The 16,347-nt window shown below is 70.8% G+C and carries 16 protein-coding genes; 8 read left to right on the top strand and 8 right to left on the bottom strand.

Features of this window, described 5'->3' with window-relative positions:
• Positions 1–51: 51 nt before the first annotated feature.
• Complete coding sequence (locus ACLJQE_RS15470; protein ID WP_410639904.1) at positions 52–432, bottom strand: DoxX family protein; 381 nt, start codon at positions 430–432, stop codon at positions 52–54.
• Between the two features lie 65 nt (positions 433–497).
• The gene (locus tag ACLJQE_RS15465) at positions 498–1,271 is read right to left on the bottom strand and encodes a GntR family transcriptional regulator (protein ID WP_410639903.1); all 774 of its coding nucleotides are present in this window, start codon (positions 1,269–1,271) and stop codon (positions 498–500) included.
• 80 nt (positions 1,272–1,351) lie between these two features.
• Here ACLJQE_RS15465 and ACLJQE_RS15460 point away from each other — a divergent pair, with 80 nt between their 5' ends.
• Both ACLJQE_RS15460 and ACLJQE_RS15455 read left to right on the top strand, forming a co-directional pair.
• Positions 1,352–2,569, top strand: a complete 1,218-nt coding sequence (locus ACLJQE_RS15460) for an APC family permease (RefSeq protein ID WP_410639902.1) — start codon at positions 1,352–1,354, stop codon at positions 2,567–2,569.
• A 125-nt stretch (positions 2,570–2,694) separates the two neighbouring features.
• Positions 2,695–3,501, top strand: a complete 807-nt coding sequence (locus ACLJQE_RS15455; protein ID WP_410639901.1) for a S1 family peptidase — start codon at positions 2,695–2,697, stop codon at positions 3,499–3,501.
• 51 nt (positions 3,502–3,552) lie between these two features.
• Here the strand turns inward: ACLJQE_RS15455 and ACLJQE_RS15450 are convergent, their stop codons facing one another.
• Together ACLJQE_RS15450 and ACLJQE_RS15445 are read right to left on the bottom strand one after the other, a co-directional pair.
• Positions 3,553–4,653 carry an NAD(P)H-dependent flavin oxidoreductase gene (locus ACLJQE_RS15450; RefSeq protein ID WP_410639900.1) on the bottom strand — a complete coding sequence of 367 codons (1,101 nt, stop codon included), beginning with the start codon at positions 4,651–4,653 and terminating at the stop codon, positions 3,553–3,555.
• A gap of 12 nt (positions 4,654–4,665) precedes the next feature.
• Positions 4,666–6,285: an acyl-CoA synthetase gene (locus tag ACLJQE_RS15445; RefSeq protein WP_410639899.1), complete on the bottom strand. Its 1,620-nt coding sequence runs from the start codon at positions 6,283–6,285 to the stop codon at positions 4,666–4,668.
• A 62-nt stretch (positions 6,286–6,347) separates the two neighbouring features.
• On the opposite strand from ACLJQE_RS15445, the gene ACLJQE_RS15440 reads away from it, so the two are divergent.
• The 4 genes from ACLJQE_RS15440 (at position 6,348) to ACLJQE_RS15425 (ending at position 10,376) form a co-directional block, all read left to right on the top strand.
• Positions 6,348–7,136: a crotonase/enoyl-CoA hydratase family protein gene (locus ACLJQE_RS15440; protein WP_410639898.1), complete on the top strand. Its 789-nt coding sequence runs from the start codon at positions 6,348–6,350 to the stop codon at positions 7,134–7,136.
• Between the two features lie 81 nt (positions 7,137–7,217).
• The gene (locus tag ACLJQE_RS15435; protein ID WP_410639897.1) at positions 7,218–8,195 is read left to right on the top strand and encodes a Zn-ribbon domain-containing OB-fold protein; all 978 of its coding nucleotides are present in this window, start codon (positions 7,218–7,220) and stop codon (positions 8,193–8,195) included.
• A gap of 7 nt (positions 8,196–8,202) precedes the next feature.
• Entirely contained in the window at positions 8,203–9,216 is a 1,014-nt protein-coding gene (locus tag ACLJQE_RS15430; protein WP_410639896.1) for a thiolase domain-containing protein, read from the top strand.
• On the top strand, positions 9,213–10,376 hold the full coding sequence (locus ACLJQE_RS15425; protein ID WP_410639895.1) for a thiolase domain-containing protein: 1,164 nt from the start codon (positions 9,213–9,215) through the stop codon (positions 10,374–10,376). The genes ACLJQE_RS15430 and ACLJQE_RS15425 overlap by 4 nt, the downstream gene beginning before the upstream one ends.
• 93 nt (positions 10,377–10,469) lie before the next feature.
• Here ACLJQE_RS15425 and ACLJQE_RS15420 read toward each other — a convergent pair whose 3' ends face one another.
• The 3 genes from ACLJQE_RS15420 to ACLJQE_RS15410 form a co-directional block, all read right to left on the bottom strand.
• Positions 10,470–11,489, bottom strand: a complete 1,020-nt coding sequence (locus ACLJQE_RS15420; protein ID WP_410639894.1) for a YhjD/YihY/BrkB family envelope integrity protein — start codon at positions 11,487–11,489, stop codon at positions 10,470–10,472.
• A gap of 49 nt (positions 11,490–11,538) precedes the next feature.
• The gene (locus ACLJQE_RS15415; protein ID WP_410639893.1) at positions 11,539–12,330 is read right to left on the bottom strand and encodes a transglutaminase-like domain-containing protein; all 792 of its coding nucleotides are present in this window, start codon (positions 12,328–12,330) and stop codon (positions 11,539–11,541) included.
• Between the two features lie 149 nt (positions 12,331–12,479).
• A complete protein-coding gene (locus tag ACLJQE_RS15410; protein ID WP_410639892.1) occupies positions 12,480–13,706 on the bottom strand; it encodes a cytochrome P450 in 1,227 nt (408 codons plus the stop codon).
• A 231-nt stretch (positions 13,707–13,937) separates the two neighbouring features.
• Here ACLJQE_RS15410 and ACLJQE_RS15405 point away from each other — a divergent pair, with 231 nt between their 5' ends.
• Complete coding sequence (locus tag ACLJQE_RS15405) at positions 13,938–15,095, top strand: steroid 3-ketoacyl-CoA thiolase (RefSeq protein ID WP_410639891.1); 1,158 nt, start codon at positions 13,938–13,940, stop codon at positions 15,093–15,095.
• Here the strand turns inward: ACLJQE_RS15405 and ACLJQE_RS15400 are convergent.
• The gene (locus ACLJQE_RS15400; RefSeq protein WP_410639890.1) at positions 15,092–15,478 is read right to left on the bottom strand and encodes a RidA family protein; all 387 of its coding nucleotides are present in this window, start codon (positions 15,476–15,478) and stop codon (positions 15,092–15,094) included. The two genes, ACLJQE_RS15405 and ACLJQE_RS15400, sit on opposite strands and share 4 nt — an antisense overlap.
• 64 nt (positions 15,479–15,542) lie before the next feature.
• Between ACLJQE_RS15400 and ACLJQE_RS15395 the strand changes: the two genes are divergently transcribed.
• A complete protein-coding gene (locus tag ACLJQE_RS15395; RefSeq protein ID WP_410639889.1) occupies positions 15,543–16,340 on the top strand; it encodes an alpha/beta fold hydrolase in 798 nt (265 codons plus the stop codon).
• Positions 16,341–16,347: the final 7 nt, after the last annotated feature.

Here is a 16,347-nt window from a genome sequence, read left to right as displayed (position 1 = left end):
GCCAGACGGCAGCGCACCCGCGCCGGGTTGCACCGGGGCCGCAACGCGTCCTCAGAGCCGGCCCGCGGCGACGAAGACGCACACGGCCAGCAGCACGACGTTGACCCCGACGTTGCGCCACTCGGCCGCCTTGTGCTGCACGATCGCCAGCCTGCCGTGCATCGCCATCGCCCCCACCATCACCACGGCCAGCCCGACGGCCGCCCAGCCGGTCAGGACCGGGGCGATGCCCAGCAGCAGCGGCAGGATCAGGCCGGCCGCGGCGAGGATTTCGCAGATCGCGGCGAACCGGACCACGGGCAGCGGGTACGCCGCCGCTCCGGTCTGGCCGGTTTCGAGCATCCGCTGCTGCGACATCGTCGACTTGAGCGCGCCCGACACGGCGAAGATGACGGCCAGCAGTACCTGTCCGGTCCACAGTGCGATGTTCATTTCGTTCCTCCCAGTTCGCTTGGTCGCGGAAGGAACGAGGACGGCACGCAAAACGTGACAGCTCCTCAGCCGCCGGATCGCCCGAGCCTCGTCGTGAAGCTCAGCCGGTCGCCGCGGTAGAGCGACCGCACCCGCGAGAACGGCGCCCCGTCCGTGCCCCACGAGACGCGGTGGGTCAGCAGCATCGGCAGTGCCGGGTTCGTCCCGATCAGCAGCGCCTCACGCGGGGTGGCCAGCACCGTCTCGACCCGCTCCTCCGCCCCGTCGAACACCGCGCCGAGCTTCTCGGTGAGGCACGCGTACAGCGACTGCCCGGGGCCGAACACGGCGAGGAGGTCCGGGAACCGCGACGCCAGGAGATAGGTCGACTCGAGCCCGACGCGTTCCTCGTCGGCCAGCAGGACGCGCTCGAGGTGGAACACTTCGGCGTCCGACGTCACCTGCAGGTCGGCCGCCAGCGCGCTGCCCGCCGGGCGCCGCTCCAGGGTGATCGGGGTGCGGCCCGGCCGGACGCACTGGCGTCCCTCCGCGTCACTCGCCTGAGCCAGCGGCTGGACGAGCTTCGGGCCGGCGATGTAGGTGCCGCTCCCCTGGCGGCGGCTGAGCCTGCCCTCGAGGACCAGCTCCGCGACCGCTTGCCGTACGGTCGCCCTCGACACTTCGAACCGTTCGCACAATTCCCGTTCCGTGGGCAGTACCGCACCTTCGCCGAGTTCCGCGATCACCGCCAGCAGTTCGACCTTGACCGCGTAGTAACGCGGGACACGGCCGTGTTCCGGAATCCCGTCGAGGACGGGACCGTCGGCGGACAGGCGGTAATGGCGCGAAGGGGCAGGCACGGAATCGACCCTATTCGGTTCCTCCTGCGCCGTGGTTCGCTGTGGCACGCAACACGGTCTACGCCTGGAGGATCACCCGGATGCCCTCGACTTCCCTCAACCGCCGCCTCGGCCTCGCCGACGCCGTTTTCCTGGGCCTGGGCTCGATGATCGGGGCCGGCGTGTTCGCCGCGTTCGCCCCGGCGGCGCGCGCCGCCGGGGCCGGATTGCTCATCGCACTGGTCCTCGCGGCCGCGGTCGCCTACTGCAATGCGATGTCTTCGGCGCGGCTCGCCGCGATTCATCCCGAATCCGGCGGCACCTACGTATACGGCCGGGAAAGGCTCGGTGAATTCTGGGGATACCTCGCCGGGTGGGGATTCGTCACCGGGAAGACGGCCAGTTGCGCCGCAATGGCGCTGACCGTCGTCGCCTACGCCGCGCCCGGGCTCGGGCAGCCGTGGCGGAGCCTCCTCGCCGTCGCGGTGGTCGCCGCACTGACCGCCGTCAACTACTTCGGCGTGCACCGGTCGGCGCTCGCCACCCGGGTGATCGTGTCGGGCACCCTGCTCGTGCTCACCGCCGCGGCGGTGGCGATGGCCACCGGGCCCTCCGGCGGCGGCCCGCTCGTCGCCTGGACCGGTGGCGCAGGCGTGCTCGAAGCGGCCGGGCTGCTCTTCTTCGCCTTCGCCGGGTACGCGCGGCTCGCCACTCTCGGTGAGGAGGTCCGGGACCCGGCCCGCACCATTCCCCGCGCCATCCCGCTCGCCCTCGGCATCACCCTCGTGGTCTACGCCGCACTGGCGGTGCTGCTGCTCGTCCGGCTCGGCCCGGCCGCGCTCGCCGCGAGCCCGGACCCGATCGCCGCGGCCGTCCCGGGGTGGCTCGCCCCGGTCGTCCGGGTGGGCGCGGCCGTCGCCGCCCTCGGCTCGCTGCTCGCCCTCGTCCTCGGCGTCTCGCGCACGACGCTGGCGATGAGCCGCGACGGTCACCTCCCCCGCTTCCTCGCCGCCGTGCACCCGCGTTACCAGGTGCCGCACCGCGCCGAGCTCGCCGTCGGGCTCGTCGTCGCCGTGCTCGCGGCGTCGATCGACCTGCGCGCCGCGATCGGCTTCTCCTCCTTCGCCGTCCTGGCGTACTACGCGATCGCCAACGCCGCGGCGTTCACGCTGCGCGGGAAGGCCCGGCCGATCGCCGTGCTCGGGCTGGCCGGGTGCGTGGTACTGGCCTTCAGCCTGCCGCTGCCGTCGGTGCTGGCCGGCTGCGGAGCGCTGTTGCTGGGCGGTTTGGCCTACGGCGTTCGTCGGATCCGCCGGTGAGATATCACCCAACCGCCCGAAAGATCCGAAGAAAGTCGGTTGTCCGGGTGTGCGTGCACCTGGTGTAGTCGTGGGGCCGCTCACGGCAACCACTTCCACTGTGGACACTGGAAGGACTGATCCCCTTGGCCCCCAAGCGCTGGTTCACCCTGCTCAGAAACGCCACCACCACGCTCGCCGCGGTCGCCGCGGCCGCGTCGTTCGCCACCCCGGCGATCGCCACCGCCGCCCAGCCGCCGTCCACCGACGTCGTCGGCGGAACCCGGGCGGCGCAGGGCGAATTCCCCTTCATGGTCCGGCTTTCCATGGGCTGCGGCGGGGCGCTGTACACCAAGCAGATCGTGCTGACCGCGGCGCACTGCGTCAGCCGGACCGGGTCGAACACCTCGATCACGGCGACCGTCGGCGTGGTCGACCTGCAGAGCACCAGCGCGCAGAAAATCCGGTCGACCTACGTCTACCGGTCCCCCACCTACGGCACCTCGACCGGCGGCGACTGGGCGCTGATCAAGCTCGCCAGCCCGGTGACCGGCCTCTCGACAATGCCGATCGCGACGACCACGGCGTACAACTCCGGCACGTTCACCGTGGCGGGCTGGGGTGCGGCGACCGAGGGCGGTTCGCAGCAGCGCTACCTGCTCAAGGCGACCGTTCCGTTCGTCGCCGACTCGACCTGCGCCGCGCAGGGCGGGAGCTACCCCGACCTGATCCCGAGCGCCGAGATCTGCGCGGGCAACCTCGCCTCCGGCGGCGTCGACACCTGCCAGGGCGACTCCGGCGGCCCGATGTTCCGCCGCGACGCCAACAACGCGTGGATCCAGGTCGGCATCGTCAGCTGGGGTGACGGCTGCGCCCGGGCGCACGCTCCCGGCGTCTACACCGAGGTGAGCACGTTCGCGTCGAAGATCGCCGCGGCGGCCGCCACGCTGTAACCGCTTACGCACGCAAGAAGGGCCCCGCCGCGGCGGGGCCCTTCTTGCGGTTCAGCGGGTCTTGTCCAAGCGGGACAACGCTTCCTCGTAGCCGCTCACCAGCTCCGCGACGACGTCGGCCACCGGCCGGACCGCGTTCATCCGGCCGACGATCTGGCCGACCGGCATCGACACCACGCTGGGGTCGTTCGCCGCGTGGATCCGGTTGTGGGCCGGGGAAACCAGCAGGTTCTGCAGCGGCATCGGCAACGGCTCGGGTGCGCCCGGCGCCGCCCACGCCTCGGTCCAGCGGGTCTTCAGCAGCCGGGCCGGCTTGCCCGTGTAGATCCGCGTCCGCACGGTGTCCGACGACGAAGCCGCGACGAGCGCCTGCTGCATCGCCACCGATTCACCCATCGTCTGCAGGTACTCCTCGGTGGCCAGCCACATCGACCCCATCCAGACGCCGGACGCGCCGAGGGCGAGCGCCGCGGCCATCTGGCGGCCGGACCCGATCCCGCCCGCGGCGAGCACCGGCACGTCGACGGCGTCGACGATCTCCGGCACCAGCACCATGGACGCGATCTCGCCGGTGTGCCCGCCGGCTTCGTAGCCCTGCGCCACCACGAAGTCGACACCGTTCTCGACGTGCCGCACCGCGTGCTCGGCCTTCCCGGCGAGCGCGGCGACCGGGACACCCTTGTCGTGGCACTGGGCGATGACGTCCACCGGCGGCGAGCCGAGCGCGTTGGCGATCAGCTTGATCGGGTGGTTCAGCGCGACCTCGACGTGCGACCGGGCGACCGAGTGCAGCCAGCCGAGCACCCCCGCCCGCTCGTCGGTGTCGTCCGGCAGCGGCGGCACCGAGAGCTCCTTCAGCACGCGGTCGACGAACGCGCGGTGCCCGTCCGGGATGAGCTTCGCCAGGTCGACCTGCGTGCCCTCGGCGGGCACCTTCGCCGGCATGACGATGTCGACGCCGTACGGTTTTCCGCCGGTGTTCTCGTCCATCCAGGTGAGCACCCGGTCGAGTTCGGCGGCGTCGTTGAACCGCACGCAGCCGAGCACGCCGAGCCCGCCGGCGCGGCTGAGTGCCGCGGCGACGTGCTCCGACGGGGTGAACCCGATGATCGGCAGGTCGATGCCGAGCCGGTCGCACAGGGGTGTCCGCACGTGGTGTCCTCCTCAGACGGGCTGGGCCGTGGCCGGTTCGTGCTCGGCGGCGTAGCGCTCGGCCCACGGGTAGTCCGGCTTGCCGCTGGGCGAGCGGCCGATCTCGCCGGCCAGCCAGATCGTCCGCGGCACCTTGTACCCGGCGATCTCGCCGCGGACGTGCTCTTCGAGCCCGGCGAGGTCCCCTTCGGCGCCCTCGCGGAGCTGGACGACGGCGGCGACGCGCTGGCCGAGCCGCTCGTCCGGGACCCCGATGACGAGCGCGTCGAAGACGTCGGGGTGCGACTTGAGCGCCCCTTCGACCTCCTCCGGGTAGACCTTCTCGCCGCCGGTGTTGACGCACTGCGAGCCGCGGCCGAGCAGCGTGACGGTGCCGTCGTCCTCGTAGCGGGCGTAGTCGCCCGGGACGACGTACCGGACGCCGTCGACCTCGACGAAGATCTTCTTGCTCTTCTCGGGGTCGTTGTAGTAGCCGAGCGGGACGTGCCCGCGGCGGCCGATCAGCCCGACCGCACCGGGCTTCTTGTCCACGATGTTGCCGTCTTCGTCCAGCAGGACGGCGTCCTGGCCGAAGTTCACCCGCGGGCCGGCGCTGTGGTCGGCGCCCTTGGCCACCGCGCCGATCCCGGTGAAGCCGCTCTCCGACGCGCCGATCGCGTCGGTGACCAGCGCGTGGGGCGGCACGAGCTCGACGAACTGCTGTTTCACCGACTGCGAGAACAGCGCGGCGTGGCTCGACACCGCAACGATCGACGAAGCGTCGTAGCCGCCCTCGTGGTAGGCCTCGATGAGCGGCCGGGCCATCGCGTCGCCGACGATCGTGAGGACCTGGACCTTGTGCTTCTGCACGGCCTTCCAGATCTCGTGGGCGTCGAAGCGGGGCACGAACACCACGGGGCTGCCGGTGAACAGGGCGCCGAACGCGGCCCACTGCGCGGCGCCGTGGATCAGGGGCGCGCAGGGCAGCCGGCTCAGGCTCCCGGCCTTGCCCTGTTCGGCGAGCGTCCACTCGTCCGGGACGTACTCGCCGGTGACGAAGTTGATCCCGCCGCCGAGTGCGCGCCAGACGTCCTCCTGCCGCCAGAGCACGCCCTTCGGGTAGCCCGTGGTGCCGCCGGTGTAGAGGATGTAGAGGTCGTCGCCGCTGCGCTCCCCGAAGTCCCGCTCGGGGCTTTGCGCTTCGAGGGCGGCTTCGTATTCGACGCCGCCGTAGCGTTCGTAGTCGCCGTCACTGCCGTCGTCGATCACGACAACGTGTTTCAGTTTCGGCGCCTCGGGCAGCACCGCGGCGACCTTGTCCGCGTAGCTGCGTTCGTGCACCAGCGCGACGATCTCGGCGTCGTTGAAGAGGTAGACGAGTTCGCCGTGCACGTAGCGGTAGTTGACGTTGACGGCGATCGCGCGCAGCTTGTACGCCGCGATCATCGCCTCCAAGGCCTCGATCGAATTGCGGGAGTAGACCCCGATGTGGGATCCGCGTCCCACGCCGTGCCCGGCGAGGTGGTGGGCGAGCCGGTTGGCACGCGCCTCCAGTTCGGCAAAGGTGACTTGCCGGTCGCCGCACACGACCGCGACGCGCTCCGGCACGGCGTCGACGGCGTGCTCCAGAAGATCCGCGATGTTGAGTGCCACGCCCTCAAAGTAGAACATGTTATCGTTCCGGGCAATGGCACTGCTCCTTCAGGAGGTCTTCCGTGGGTGAACCGCACGCGCTGGTGACACAGGAGGGCCAGACCCTCGTCGTCACGATGAACCGGCCCGAGGCGCGCAACGCGATCACCGGCGAGATGATGTCGATCATGGTCGACGCCTGGGACCGCGTCGACGGCGACGACTCGATCCGCAGCTGCATCCTCACCGGCGCGGGCGGCGCGTTCTGCGCGGGCGCGGACCTGAAGTCGATGTCCCGGAACTCCCCGTCGAAGTCGTTCGCCTCGGGCAAGTTCGACCCTTCGCACATCCCCGGCCTGCTGAAGGGGCGCCGCTTGACGAAGCCGCTGATCGCGGCGGTCGAAGGCCCGGCGATCGCGGGCGGGACCGAGATCCTCCAGGGCACGGACATCCGGGTGGCGGGTTCTTCCGCGCGCTTCGGGGTGTCGGAGGCGCGCTGGGGGCTGTTCCCGATGGGCGGATCGGCGGTGCGGCTGCCGCGTCAGATCCCGTACACGGTGGCGGCGGACATCCTGCTGACCGGACGTCATCTGTCCGCTTCCGAAGCCTTGGCCATCGGCTTGATCGGCCACGTCGTCCCGGACGGGACCGCGTTGTCGAAGGCACTGGAGCTGGCTTCACTGGTGAACGCGAACGGGCCCCTGGCGGTGCGGGCCATCCTCCGGACGATGCGCGACACGGAGGGGTTGCACGAGGAAGAGGCTTTCAAGCTCGACTCGCAGTACGGCATCGAGGTCTTCGCGTCGGAAGACGCCAAGGAGGGGCCGCGAGCCTTCTCGGAGAAGCGGAAGCCGGACTTCCAAGGCCACTGACCAAGAACACGTTCTATACACACTTAATCGCCTGGCGGAGGAAACTTGTCGGCAGAACGAGAACGTGTTTCACTCAAGGACGTGACCGAGACACCGCTAGCGGCACCGCTGAACGTCGGCTTCGACTACACCCGCTCGACCGGGCCCGTCCTCGGCCGGTTCGTCAACGCGCTGCGTGATCACCGCATCGAAGGCATCCGCGGCAGCGACGGGCGCGTGCACGTGCCGCCGGTCGAGTACGACCCCGTGACCGCCGAACAGCTCAGCGAGTTCGTCCCGGTGAGCGAAGAGGGCACGGTCGTCTCGTGGTCGTGGTGCCCCGAACCTCTCGACGGCCAGCCGCTGAGCCGGCCGTTCGCGTGGGCGCTCGTGCGGCTCGACGGCGCCGACACCGCGATGCTGCACGCCGTCGACGCCGGCTCGCCCGACAAGATCCACAGTGGACAGCGGGTGCGCGTGCGCTGGGCCGACGAAGCCGTCGGCCACATCCGCGACATCGCCTACTTCCTGCCCGTGGACGCCGAGGACACCACGCCCACCGAGCCCGCTCCCCCGGTCGCCGAACGCGAAGAGGGCGCGCCGGTCAGCATCGTCATCACGCCGGTGCACCTGCGCTACATGCACTCCGCCTCGCCCGAGGAGAGCATTTACCTGCGCGGGCTCGCCGAAGGGAAGCTGATCGGCCAGCGCTGCCCGGCGTGCGAAAAGGTCTACATCCCGCCGCGAGGGGCCTGCCCGACCGACGGCGTGCCGACCACCGAAGCGGTCGAACTGCCCGACACCGGCATCGTCACGACGTTCTGCATCGTCAACGTCCCGTTCCTCGGCCAGCGGATCAAGCCGCCGTACGTCGCCGCGTACATCCTGCTCGACGGCGCCGACATCGCGTTCCTGCACCTCGTCCTCGGCTGCGCCGCCGAAGACGTCAAGATGGGCATGCGCGTGCGCGCCGCGTGGAAACCGCGCGATCAGTGGTGGACGTCGCTGGAGAACATCAGCCACTTCGAGCCGACCGGCGAGCCGGACGCGGCTTACGAAACCTTCGCCCACCACCTGTGAGGTCCTGATGCCAGACGTCGCGATCGCGGGCTTCGCGAAGGCCCCCAACGTCCGCGAAACGCCGGGTACCACCAACGGCGTGGAGATGCTCGTCCCGATCTTCGCCGAGGTCTTCGCCCGAACCGGACTGTCCAAACGGGACATCGGGTTCTGGTGCTCCGGCTCGTCGGACTACCTGGCCGGCCGCGCGTTCTCCTTCATCGCCGCCGTCGACGCGATCGGCGCGTTCCCCCCGATCCACGAGTCGCACGTCGAGATGGACGCCGCCTGGGCGCTGTACGAAGCCTGGCTGAAGATCAAGATGGGCGAGGTCGAAACCGCGCTCGTCTACGGCTTCGGCAAGTCCAGCGCCGGGCAGCTGCGCCGGGTGCTCGCCCTGCAGCTCGACCCGTACGTCGTCACGCCGCTGTGGCCGGACTCGATCTCGATCGCCGGGATCCAGGCCCGGCTGGGCCTGGAGGCCGGGCTCTGGTCCGAAAAGGACCTCGCCGAGGTCGCTGCGCGGGGCACCACCCAAGACGTGGCGGAACTCCTCGACACGCCGTACTTCGCCGATCCGTTGCGCAAGCACGACATCGCCCCGATCACCGACGGCGCCGCCGTGATCATTCTGTCCACTGTGGAGCGGGCGCGGGAGATCGTCGAGCACCCGGCGGTGATCACCGGCATCGAGCACCGCGTCGACTCCCCCGTGCTCGGCGCCCGCGACCTGACCCGCTCGCCGTCCACCGAAGCGGCGGCCAAGGCACTGGACCTCGACGGCGTCGACCTCGCCGAGCTGCACGCGCCCTTCACGCACCAGGAGCTCATCCTGCGGACCGCGCTCGGACTCGGCGACGGCGTGCAGCTCAACCCCTCCGGCGGGGCGCTGGCCGCGAACCCGATGTTCTCGGCCGGTCTCGCCCGGATCGGCGAAGCGGCGGTCCGGATCCACCGCGGCGAATCCCGCAAGGCCGTGGCGCACGCGACGAGCGGGCCTGCCCTGCAACAGAACCTGGTGACCGTGCTGGAGGCCCGATGACCAAGCAGCTCACCGCCGTGCTCGGCACCGGCCAGACCCACCACCGCGCCAAGCGCGCCGACGTCTCGATGCCGGGCCTGCTGCGCGAGGCGATCGACCGCGCGATGACCGACGCCCAGGTGGCGTGGGCCGACATCGACGCCGTCGTGCTCGGCAAGGCCCCGGACCTGTTCGAGGGCGTGATGATGCCCGAGCTGTTCCTCGCCGACTCGCTGGGCGCGACCGGGAAACCACTGCTGCGCGTGCACACCGCCGGGTCGGTGGGCGGCTCGACGGCGCTGGTGGCGGCGTCGCTCATCCAGGCGGGCGTGCACCGGCGCGTGCTCACGGTGGCCTACGAGAAGCAGTCCGAGTCGAACGCGATGTGGGGGCTGTCGATCCTGCCGCCGTTCCAGATGCCGGTCGGCGCCGGCGCGGGCGGCTACTTCGCGCCGCACGTGCGTTCCTACATCCGCCGCTCGGGCGCGCCCGAGCACGTCGGGGCGATCGTCGCGGCGAAGGACCGGCGCAACGGTGCCCTCAACCCCTACGCGCACCTGCGGCAGCCGGACATCACCGTGGAGTCGGTGCGCGCGTCGCAGATGCTGTGGGACCCGATCCGGTACGACGAGACGTGCCCGTCGTCCGACGGCGCGTGCGCGATGGTGCTCGGCGACGAGGCCGCCGGGGACGCGGTCGAAGGCGGCGCGGCGTGGATCCACGCGACGGCGATGCGCACGGAGCCGACCACGTTCGCCGGCCGCGACCAGGTGAACCCGCGGGCCGGGCGCGAGGCCGCGGCCGCGCTGTGGGCCGAGGCGGGCATCACCGACCCGATGTCCGAAGTGGACGTCGCGGAGATCTACGTGCCGTTCTCGTGGTTCGAGCCGATGTGGCTGGAGAACCTGGGTTTCGCCCCCGAGGGCGAGGGCTGGAAGGTCACCGAGAAGGGCGAGACGGCGATCGGCGGACGGCTGCCGTGCAACCCCTCCGGCGGGGTGCTCTCCTCCAACCCGATCGGCGCGTCCGGCATGCTGCGGTTCTCCGAGGCGGCGAAGCAGGTCATGGGCCGGGCCGGGGACTACCAGGTGGACGGCGCGCGCCGCGCGCTCGGCCACGCCTACGGCGGCGGCTCCCAGTACTTCTCGATGTGGCTGGTGGGGTCGGAGAAGCCCACCTGACAGCGCCCCAATGTGGCCTTGGGTGCGCTCAACGCACCGAAGGCCACCTTGGGTGCGTTCAACGCACCGAAGGCCACATTGGGGCGCTTGTCGTCAGCGGCGGGTGCGGCGCCAGCGGAGGGCGAGCAGGGTGCCGAGCACGCCGGTGACCACGCCGACCGTGGCGGGCACGGCCATCGGCGGGTCCACCACGACCACCGGCTTCAGCACCACCGGCGCCGGTGGCTGGACCGGCTTCGGGGGTGCGTCGGAGCCGGTCGCCGTCCACGCCGCGGCGTAGACGAGCAGCCGCGCGACGAGCGAGATGAAGAAGATGAGACCGATGATCGAGCCGAACGCGATCCCGGTCGGCGAGTCGCCGATGAGCCGGAGGTAGATCCCCCCGGCCAGCTTCAGCAGCTCGAACCCGACGGCCAGGGCGATCGCGCCGCGGACCGCGCTGCGCACGCCGACCTTCTGCCGCGGCAGCCGGGTGAGCACCCAGAGGAACACCAGCCAGTCGGCGGCCAGCGACAGCGGCACCGACGACGCCGACACGAGCTGGTGCCCCCAGCTCGTGTCGTCGAGGCCGGCCAGCCGCAGCAAGTAGCTGCCGAGGGCGGTGCCGGAGATGGTGAGCGCGAACGACACGAGCAGCGCCGCGGTCAGGCCGAGCAGGGCGAGCAGGTCGACGGCGATCAGCCGCAGCAGCGACTGGTCCGACCGGTTCTGCCCCCACAGCGCCGTCAGCGAGTCCCGCAGCGCGTTCATCCAGTTCCAGCCGGAGTAGAGGCCGATGGCCAGACCGACCACCCCGACGCTGGTCCGCTGCTCGACGAAGCCGGTGAGCAGTTCGGTGGCCTTGTCGCCGAGCCCGCCGGGCAGCGTGTTGACGATCGCGTGCACCATCGTGTCGAGCAGGTGCGGCTGGGTGGCCAGCACGAACCCGGCGACCGACGAGGCGACCATCAGCAGCGGCACCAGCGACAGCAGGCTGAAGTAGGTGATCGAGGCGACGTAGTGGTAGCCGCCGGACTCGATGTAGCGGTTGGTCGCACGGGCGATGTGGTCCAGCCACCGGTACCGGGCGCGTGCCCGGGCCCACCGGCTCGGCGCCTTGGGGGAACTCTTCACGAGGACTGTCTACCCAGCCGGGGCCGTCTTTGCGCAGGCAACACGCGGGTCAGCCCAGAACGACCAACGCGGACCCGTCGTCGACGGGCAGCGCGGCGTCCGTCGTCGCGAACACGGTGCTGCCGAGGAAGTCGAGGTCGCCGCCGAGCGTGGCGAGGAAGGCGGTGTCGGCGGCGTCGCGGCCGGTGGAGATCCGGAGCATGGTCTGGCGGGGGGCGAGCCGGGTGGCGTCGAAGACGTACCAGTGGCCCTCGACCGCGGCTTCGAAGACGGCGTGGAAGTCCATCGGCGCGAGCCCGGGCGCGTAGACGCCGACGTAGCGCGCGGGGATGTCGAGGAAGCGGCAGAGCGTGATGCAGACGTGCGCGAAGTCGCGGCAGACGCCTTCCCCGGCCAGGAGGGTGTCGAGCGCGTCGTCGGTGGACCGGCTCGAACCGACCACATAGGACAGACGCCGGTGGACGTGCCGGACCACGGCGCCCACCTGTTCCGCGGCCCCGTTGAGCTCGAACAGTTCCGGCGGCACGAGCCCGGCGACGCGGTCCGACGGGCAGTACCGGCTCGGCCGGGTGAACACGGCGGCGTCGGCGAGCGTGACCGGCTCGGGTTCGGGCTCGGTCAGCGCACGCTCGGCGTGGTAGGTGACGCGGTGCTCCCCGGCGGGGAGGTCGAAGATCTCGGCGCGGGTGCCGTGCTCGAACTCGACGGGCCTGCTGTTCCCGTGCCAGGACACGGTCAGTTCTTCGGTGTCTGCGTGCGCCGCGGCGATCGAGATCGCCGCGGGCCCGGGTCCGGTGACGCGGATCGCGAACTCGACGTCCACGGTCGCTCGCACTGCCATCGGACCATCATGTCATCCTCCGGCGGACTCGCCGGACGGCCGGTCCGGTGCCGATGCCCAGGGGGGTGCCCCGACCCGGGCATCGGCCACTTCTCCACCGACGCGGACGGCCACGACGCACCCGCGGCCGAGCGCACCGGGAAACTTCCTCAGGCGTACTTCACCGGGTAGTGCTTGATGCCGTTCAGCCAGCTCGACCGCAGCCGGACCGGGGGCGCGACCTCGGTGATGTTCGGCATCACGTCGGCGATGGCGTTGAAGATCAGGTCGATCTGCAGCCGGGCCAGGTTCGCCCCGATGCAGTAGTGCGATCCGGTGCCACCGAACCCGACGTGCGGGTTGTCCTCGCGGAGGACGTCGAACTTCTCCGGGTCCTGGAACACCTCGTGGTCGAAGTTGGCGGAGCTGTAGAACATGCCGACGCGGTCGCCCTTGCGGATGTGCGCGCCGCCGAGCTCGGTGTCCCGGGTGGCGGTGCGCTGGAAGGCGATCACCGGGGTGGCCCAGCGGACGATCTCGTCGGGCGCGGTCTTCGGCCGCTGTTCCTTGAAGACCTCCCACTGGTCCGGGTGGTCCAGGAGCGCCTTCATGCCGTGGGTGATGGAGTTGCGCGTGGTCTCGTTGCCGGCGACGGCGAGCAGGATGACGAAGAAGCCGAACTCGTCGGAGCCGAGCTCTTCGCCGTCGACGTCGGCCTGGATCAGCTTCGTGACGATGTCGTCCATCGGGCACCTACGGCGGTCCTCGGCCATGTTCCAGGCGTAGCCGATGAGCTGGGTCGACGCCTCCAGGGGCTCGACCTCGTACTCGGGGTCGTCGTAGGCGACCATCTGGTTGGACCAGTCGAAGATCTTCAGCCGGTCCTCCTGCGGGATGCCGATCAGCTCGGCGATCGCCTGCAGCGGGAGCTCGCACGCGACGTCGGTGACGAAGTCGCCCGACCCCTTCTTCCGCGCCTCGGAAACGATCCGTTCGGCGCGGTCCCGCAGCGTGTCCTCGAGCTTCGAGATGGAACGCGGGGTGAAGCCCTTCGACACGATCCGCCGCAGCTTCGTGTGCTGCGGGGCGTCCATGTTGAGCAGCACCAGGCGGTTGGCCTCGAGGTTGTCCTCGGTCATGTTCTCGTCGAACCGGATGATGGCGGTCTTTTCCCGCGACGAGTAGAGGGTGCTGTCGCGCGAGACCTCCTTGACGTCCGCGTGGCGCGAGACGACCCAGTACCCGTCGTCGCGGAAGCCCGCGGTGTTGTGCTTCTGGGGGTTCCACCACACCGGGGCGGTCCGCCGCAGTTCGGCGAACTCGGCGACGGGAAGTCGCTCTGCCAAGAGATCGGGATCGGTGAAGTCGAACCCGGCGGGGATGAGCGGAGCGGCCACGTTGCCTCCCACGGTTCGGCTTGGAACACGTTCTAGGTTGGATTGAAGCATACGGCGTTAACCAACGGAAGACCGTGAGTGAAACCCGTTTACTTAACCGATGAGGCCAGGTGAGCACGCGCTCACCTGACGGAGATCAACAAGGCGTCAAACCTGCGCAGACTTGCAGAAAACGATAACTTGTTCTAGTTTTTCCGGCAGTGAACAGTGTTTCCCGACGAAAGGGACGACATGGGCGTGCCGGTCATCGTCGAAGCCGTGCGGACCCCGATCGGCAAGCGGAACGGGCTGCTGGCCGGCCTGCACGCGGCCGAACTGCTGGGCGCCGCGCAGCTCGCCCTGCTGGACCGCGCCGGGCTCGACCCGGCCCTCGTCGAACAGCTCATCGGCGGCTGCGTCACGCAGGCCGGTGAGCAGTCCAACAACGTCACGCGCACGGCGTGGCTGCACGCGGGCCTCCCGGAAACGGCGGGCGCGACGACGATCGACGCCCAGTGCGGCTCGGCGCAGCAGGCCACCCACCTCATCGCCGGCCTGATCGCCGCGGACGCCATCGAGGCCGGCGTTTCGTGCGGGGTCGAGGCGATGAGCCGGGTGCCGCTGGGCACCAACCGCGCCGGCGCGTCCCCGCGGCCGTCGTCGTGGTCGATCGACCTGCCCAACCAGTACGGTGCGGCCGAGCGGATCGCGGTCCGCCGCGGGCTGACCCGGGAAGACGTCGACGCGTTCGGCGCCGCGTCCCAGCACAAGGCGGCGGCCGCCTGGGCGGCCGGCCACTTCGACCGCGAAGTGGTGCCGGTGAAGGCGCCGGTCCTGTCCGGAACCGGGGAGCCGACCGGCGAAACCCGCCTGGTCACCCGGGACCAGGGCCTGCGCGAGACGACGGCCGAAGGCCTCGCCCGGCTCAAGCCGGTGGTCGAGGACGGCATCCACACGGCGGGCACGTCCTCCCAGATCTCCGACGGCGCGGCGGCCCTGCTCCTGCTGGACGCCGGCCGCGCGAAGGCGCTGGGCCTGCGTCAGCGGGCCCGGATCGTCGCGCAGGCACTGGTCGGCGCCGAGCCGTACTACCACCTCGACGGCCCGATCCGCGCCACGGAACGCGTGCTCTCCCGGGCCGGGATGACCGTGGGCGACGTGGACCTGTTCGAGGTCAACGAGGCGTTCGCTTCGGTCGCCTTGTCCTGGCAGCAGGTGGTTTCCCCGGACCCGTCCCGGGTCAACGTCAACGGCGGCGCGATCGCCCTCGGCCACCCGGTGGGCAGCACGGGAGCCCGGCTGCTGACGACGGCGTTGCACGAACTGGAGCGCCGGGACGCCTCGACGGCACTGGTGACGATGTGCGCGGGCGGCGCACTGGCCACCGCGTCGATCATCGAACGGCTCTAGCCCGGCAGGTGGGCGTCCACCTCGATCTCGATCTTCATGCGCGGGTCCGCCAGGCCGCACTCCAGCATCGTCGCGGCCGGGCGGACGTCCGCGAACGCCTTGCGCAGCACCGGCCAGCACGGCTCGAAGTCTTCGCGCGAGGGCAGCAGGTAACGGACGCGGACCACGTCCGCGAACGTGCAGCCCGCCTCGGCGAGCGCCGCCTCGATGGTGCGCAGGCACTGGGCCGCCTGCTCGACGACGTCGTCGGAAATCGTCATCGCCCGGTAGTCGAAACCCGTGGTGCCCGAGACGTACACGCGGTCGCCGTCCACCACGGCCCGGGCGTAGCCGATCCGCTCTTCGAAGGTCGATCCGCTGAGGATCGCTCGCCGTTCTGCCATGCCGTGCACGGTAGGGATCGACCACCGCGCCGTCCACTTCATTGTCTGTGCTTCACTTCGGGGCATGATCTCGGAAAGCCGTTGCCCGGTGGAGGACGGTGAGCTCCTCGTCCGCCGTGACGGCGAGGGCCCGGCACTGCTGCTGATCGCGGGCGGCACCGGATCGGGCGACGCCTACCGCGCGCTGGCGAAGCAGCTGTACGCGGACTACACCGTGATCACCTACGACCGCCGCGGCCACTTCGGCAGCACGGACACGACGACGGGCCCGGTCCCGGTGGCGCGGCAGGCGGACGACGCGCTGGCGGTCCTGGACCACGCGGCGGACGGCCCGGCGCGGGTGTTCGGCTCGAGCGCGGGTGCCCTGATCGGCCTCGACCTCGTCGCCCGGCACCCGGACCGCGTCACGACGCTGGTCGCGCACGAACCCCCGGCGGTCCACCTGATGCCGGACGCGGGCGGCTGGCTCGAAGCGGCGGCGGAACAGGTCCGGCTGGCCCGCTCGGGTGACCTGATGGCCGCCGTGACGCGGTTCGCGGAGGCGATCGCGGGCGCGGCCCTGCCGAACCTGCCGAACCTCCGCCTCCCCCACGAAGCCGAGTGGATCCGGCTGTTCGACCGCGAGCTGACGGAGTTCTTCGACTACCTCCCGGACCTGCGGGCGCTGCGGAAGGCGAGCACGGAGATCTTCCCGGTGGCGGGTGAGGGCAGCCGGGGCCGCTACCACTACCAGCCGGCGAAGATCCTGGCTCTGGAGCTGGGCTTGCCGTTCACCGAGGTGCCGGGCGCGCACCTGGCGCCGCAGCGGAACCCGGCGAAGTTCGCCGCGGCGCTGAAAGACCTGCTGAACCCCGAACTCTGACCGGCGA

This window comes from Amycolatopsis sp. lyj-346, assembly GCF_046548975.1.
GTDB lineage: Bacteria > Actinomycetota > Actinomycetes > Mycobacteriales > Pseudonocardiaceae > Amycolatopsis.
This window is presented reverse-complemented; position numbering and strand designations above follow the sequence as displayed.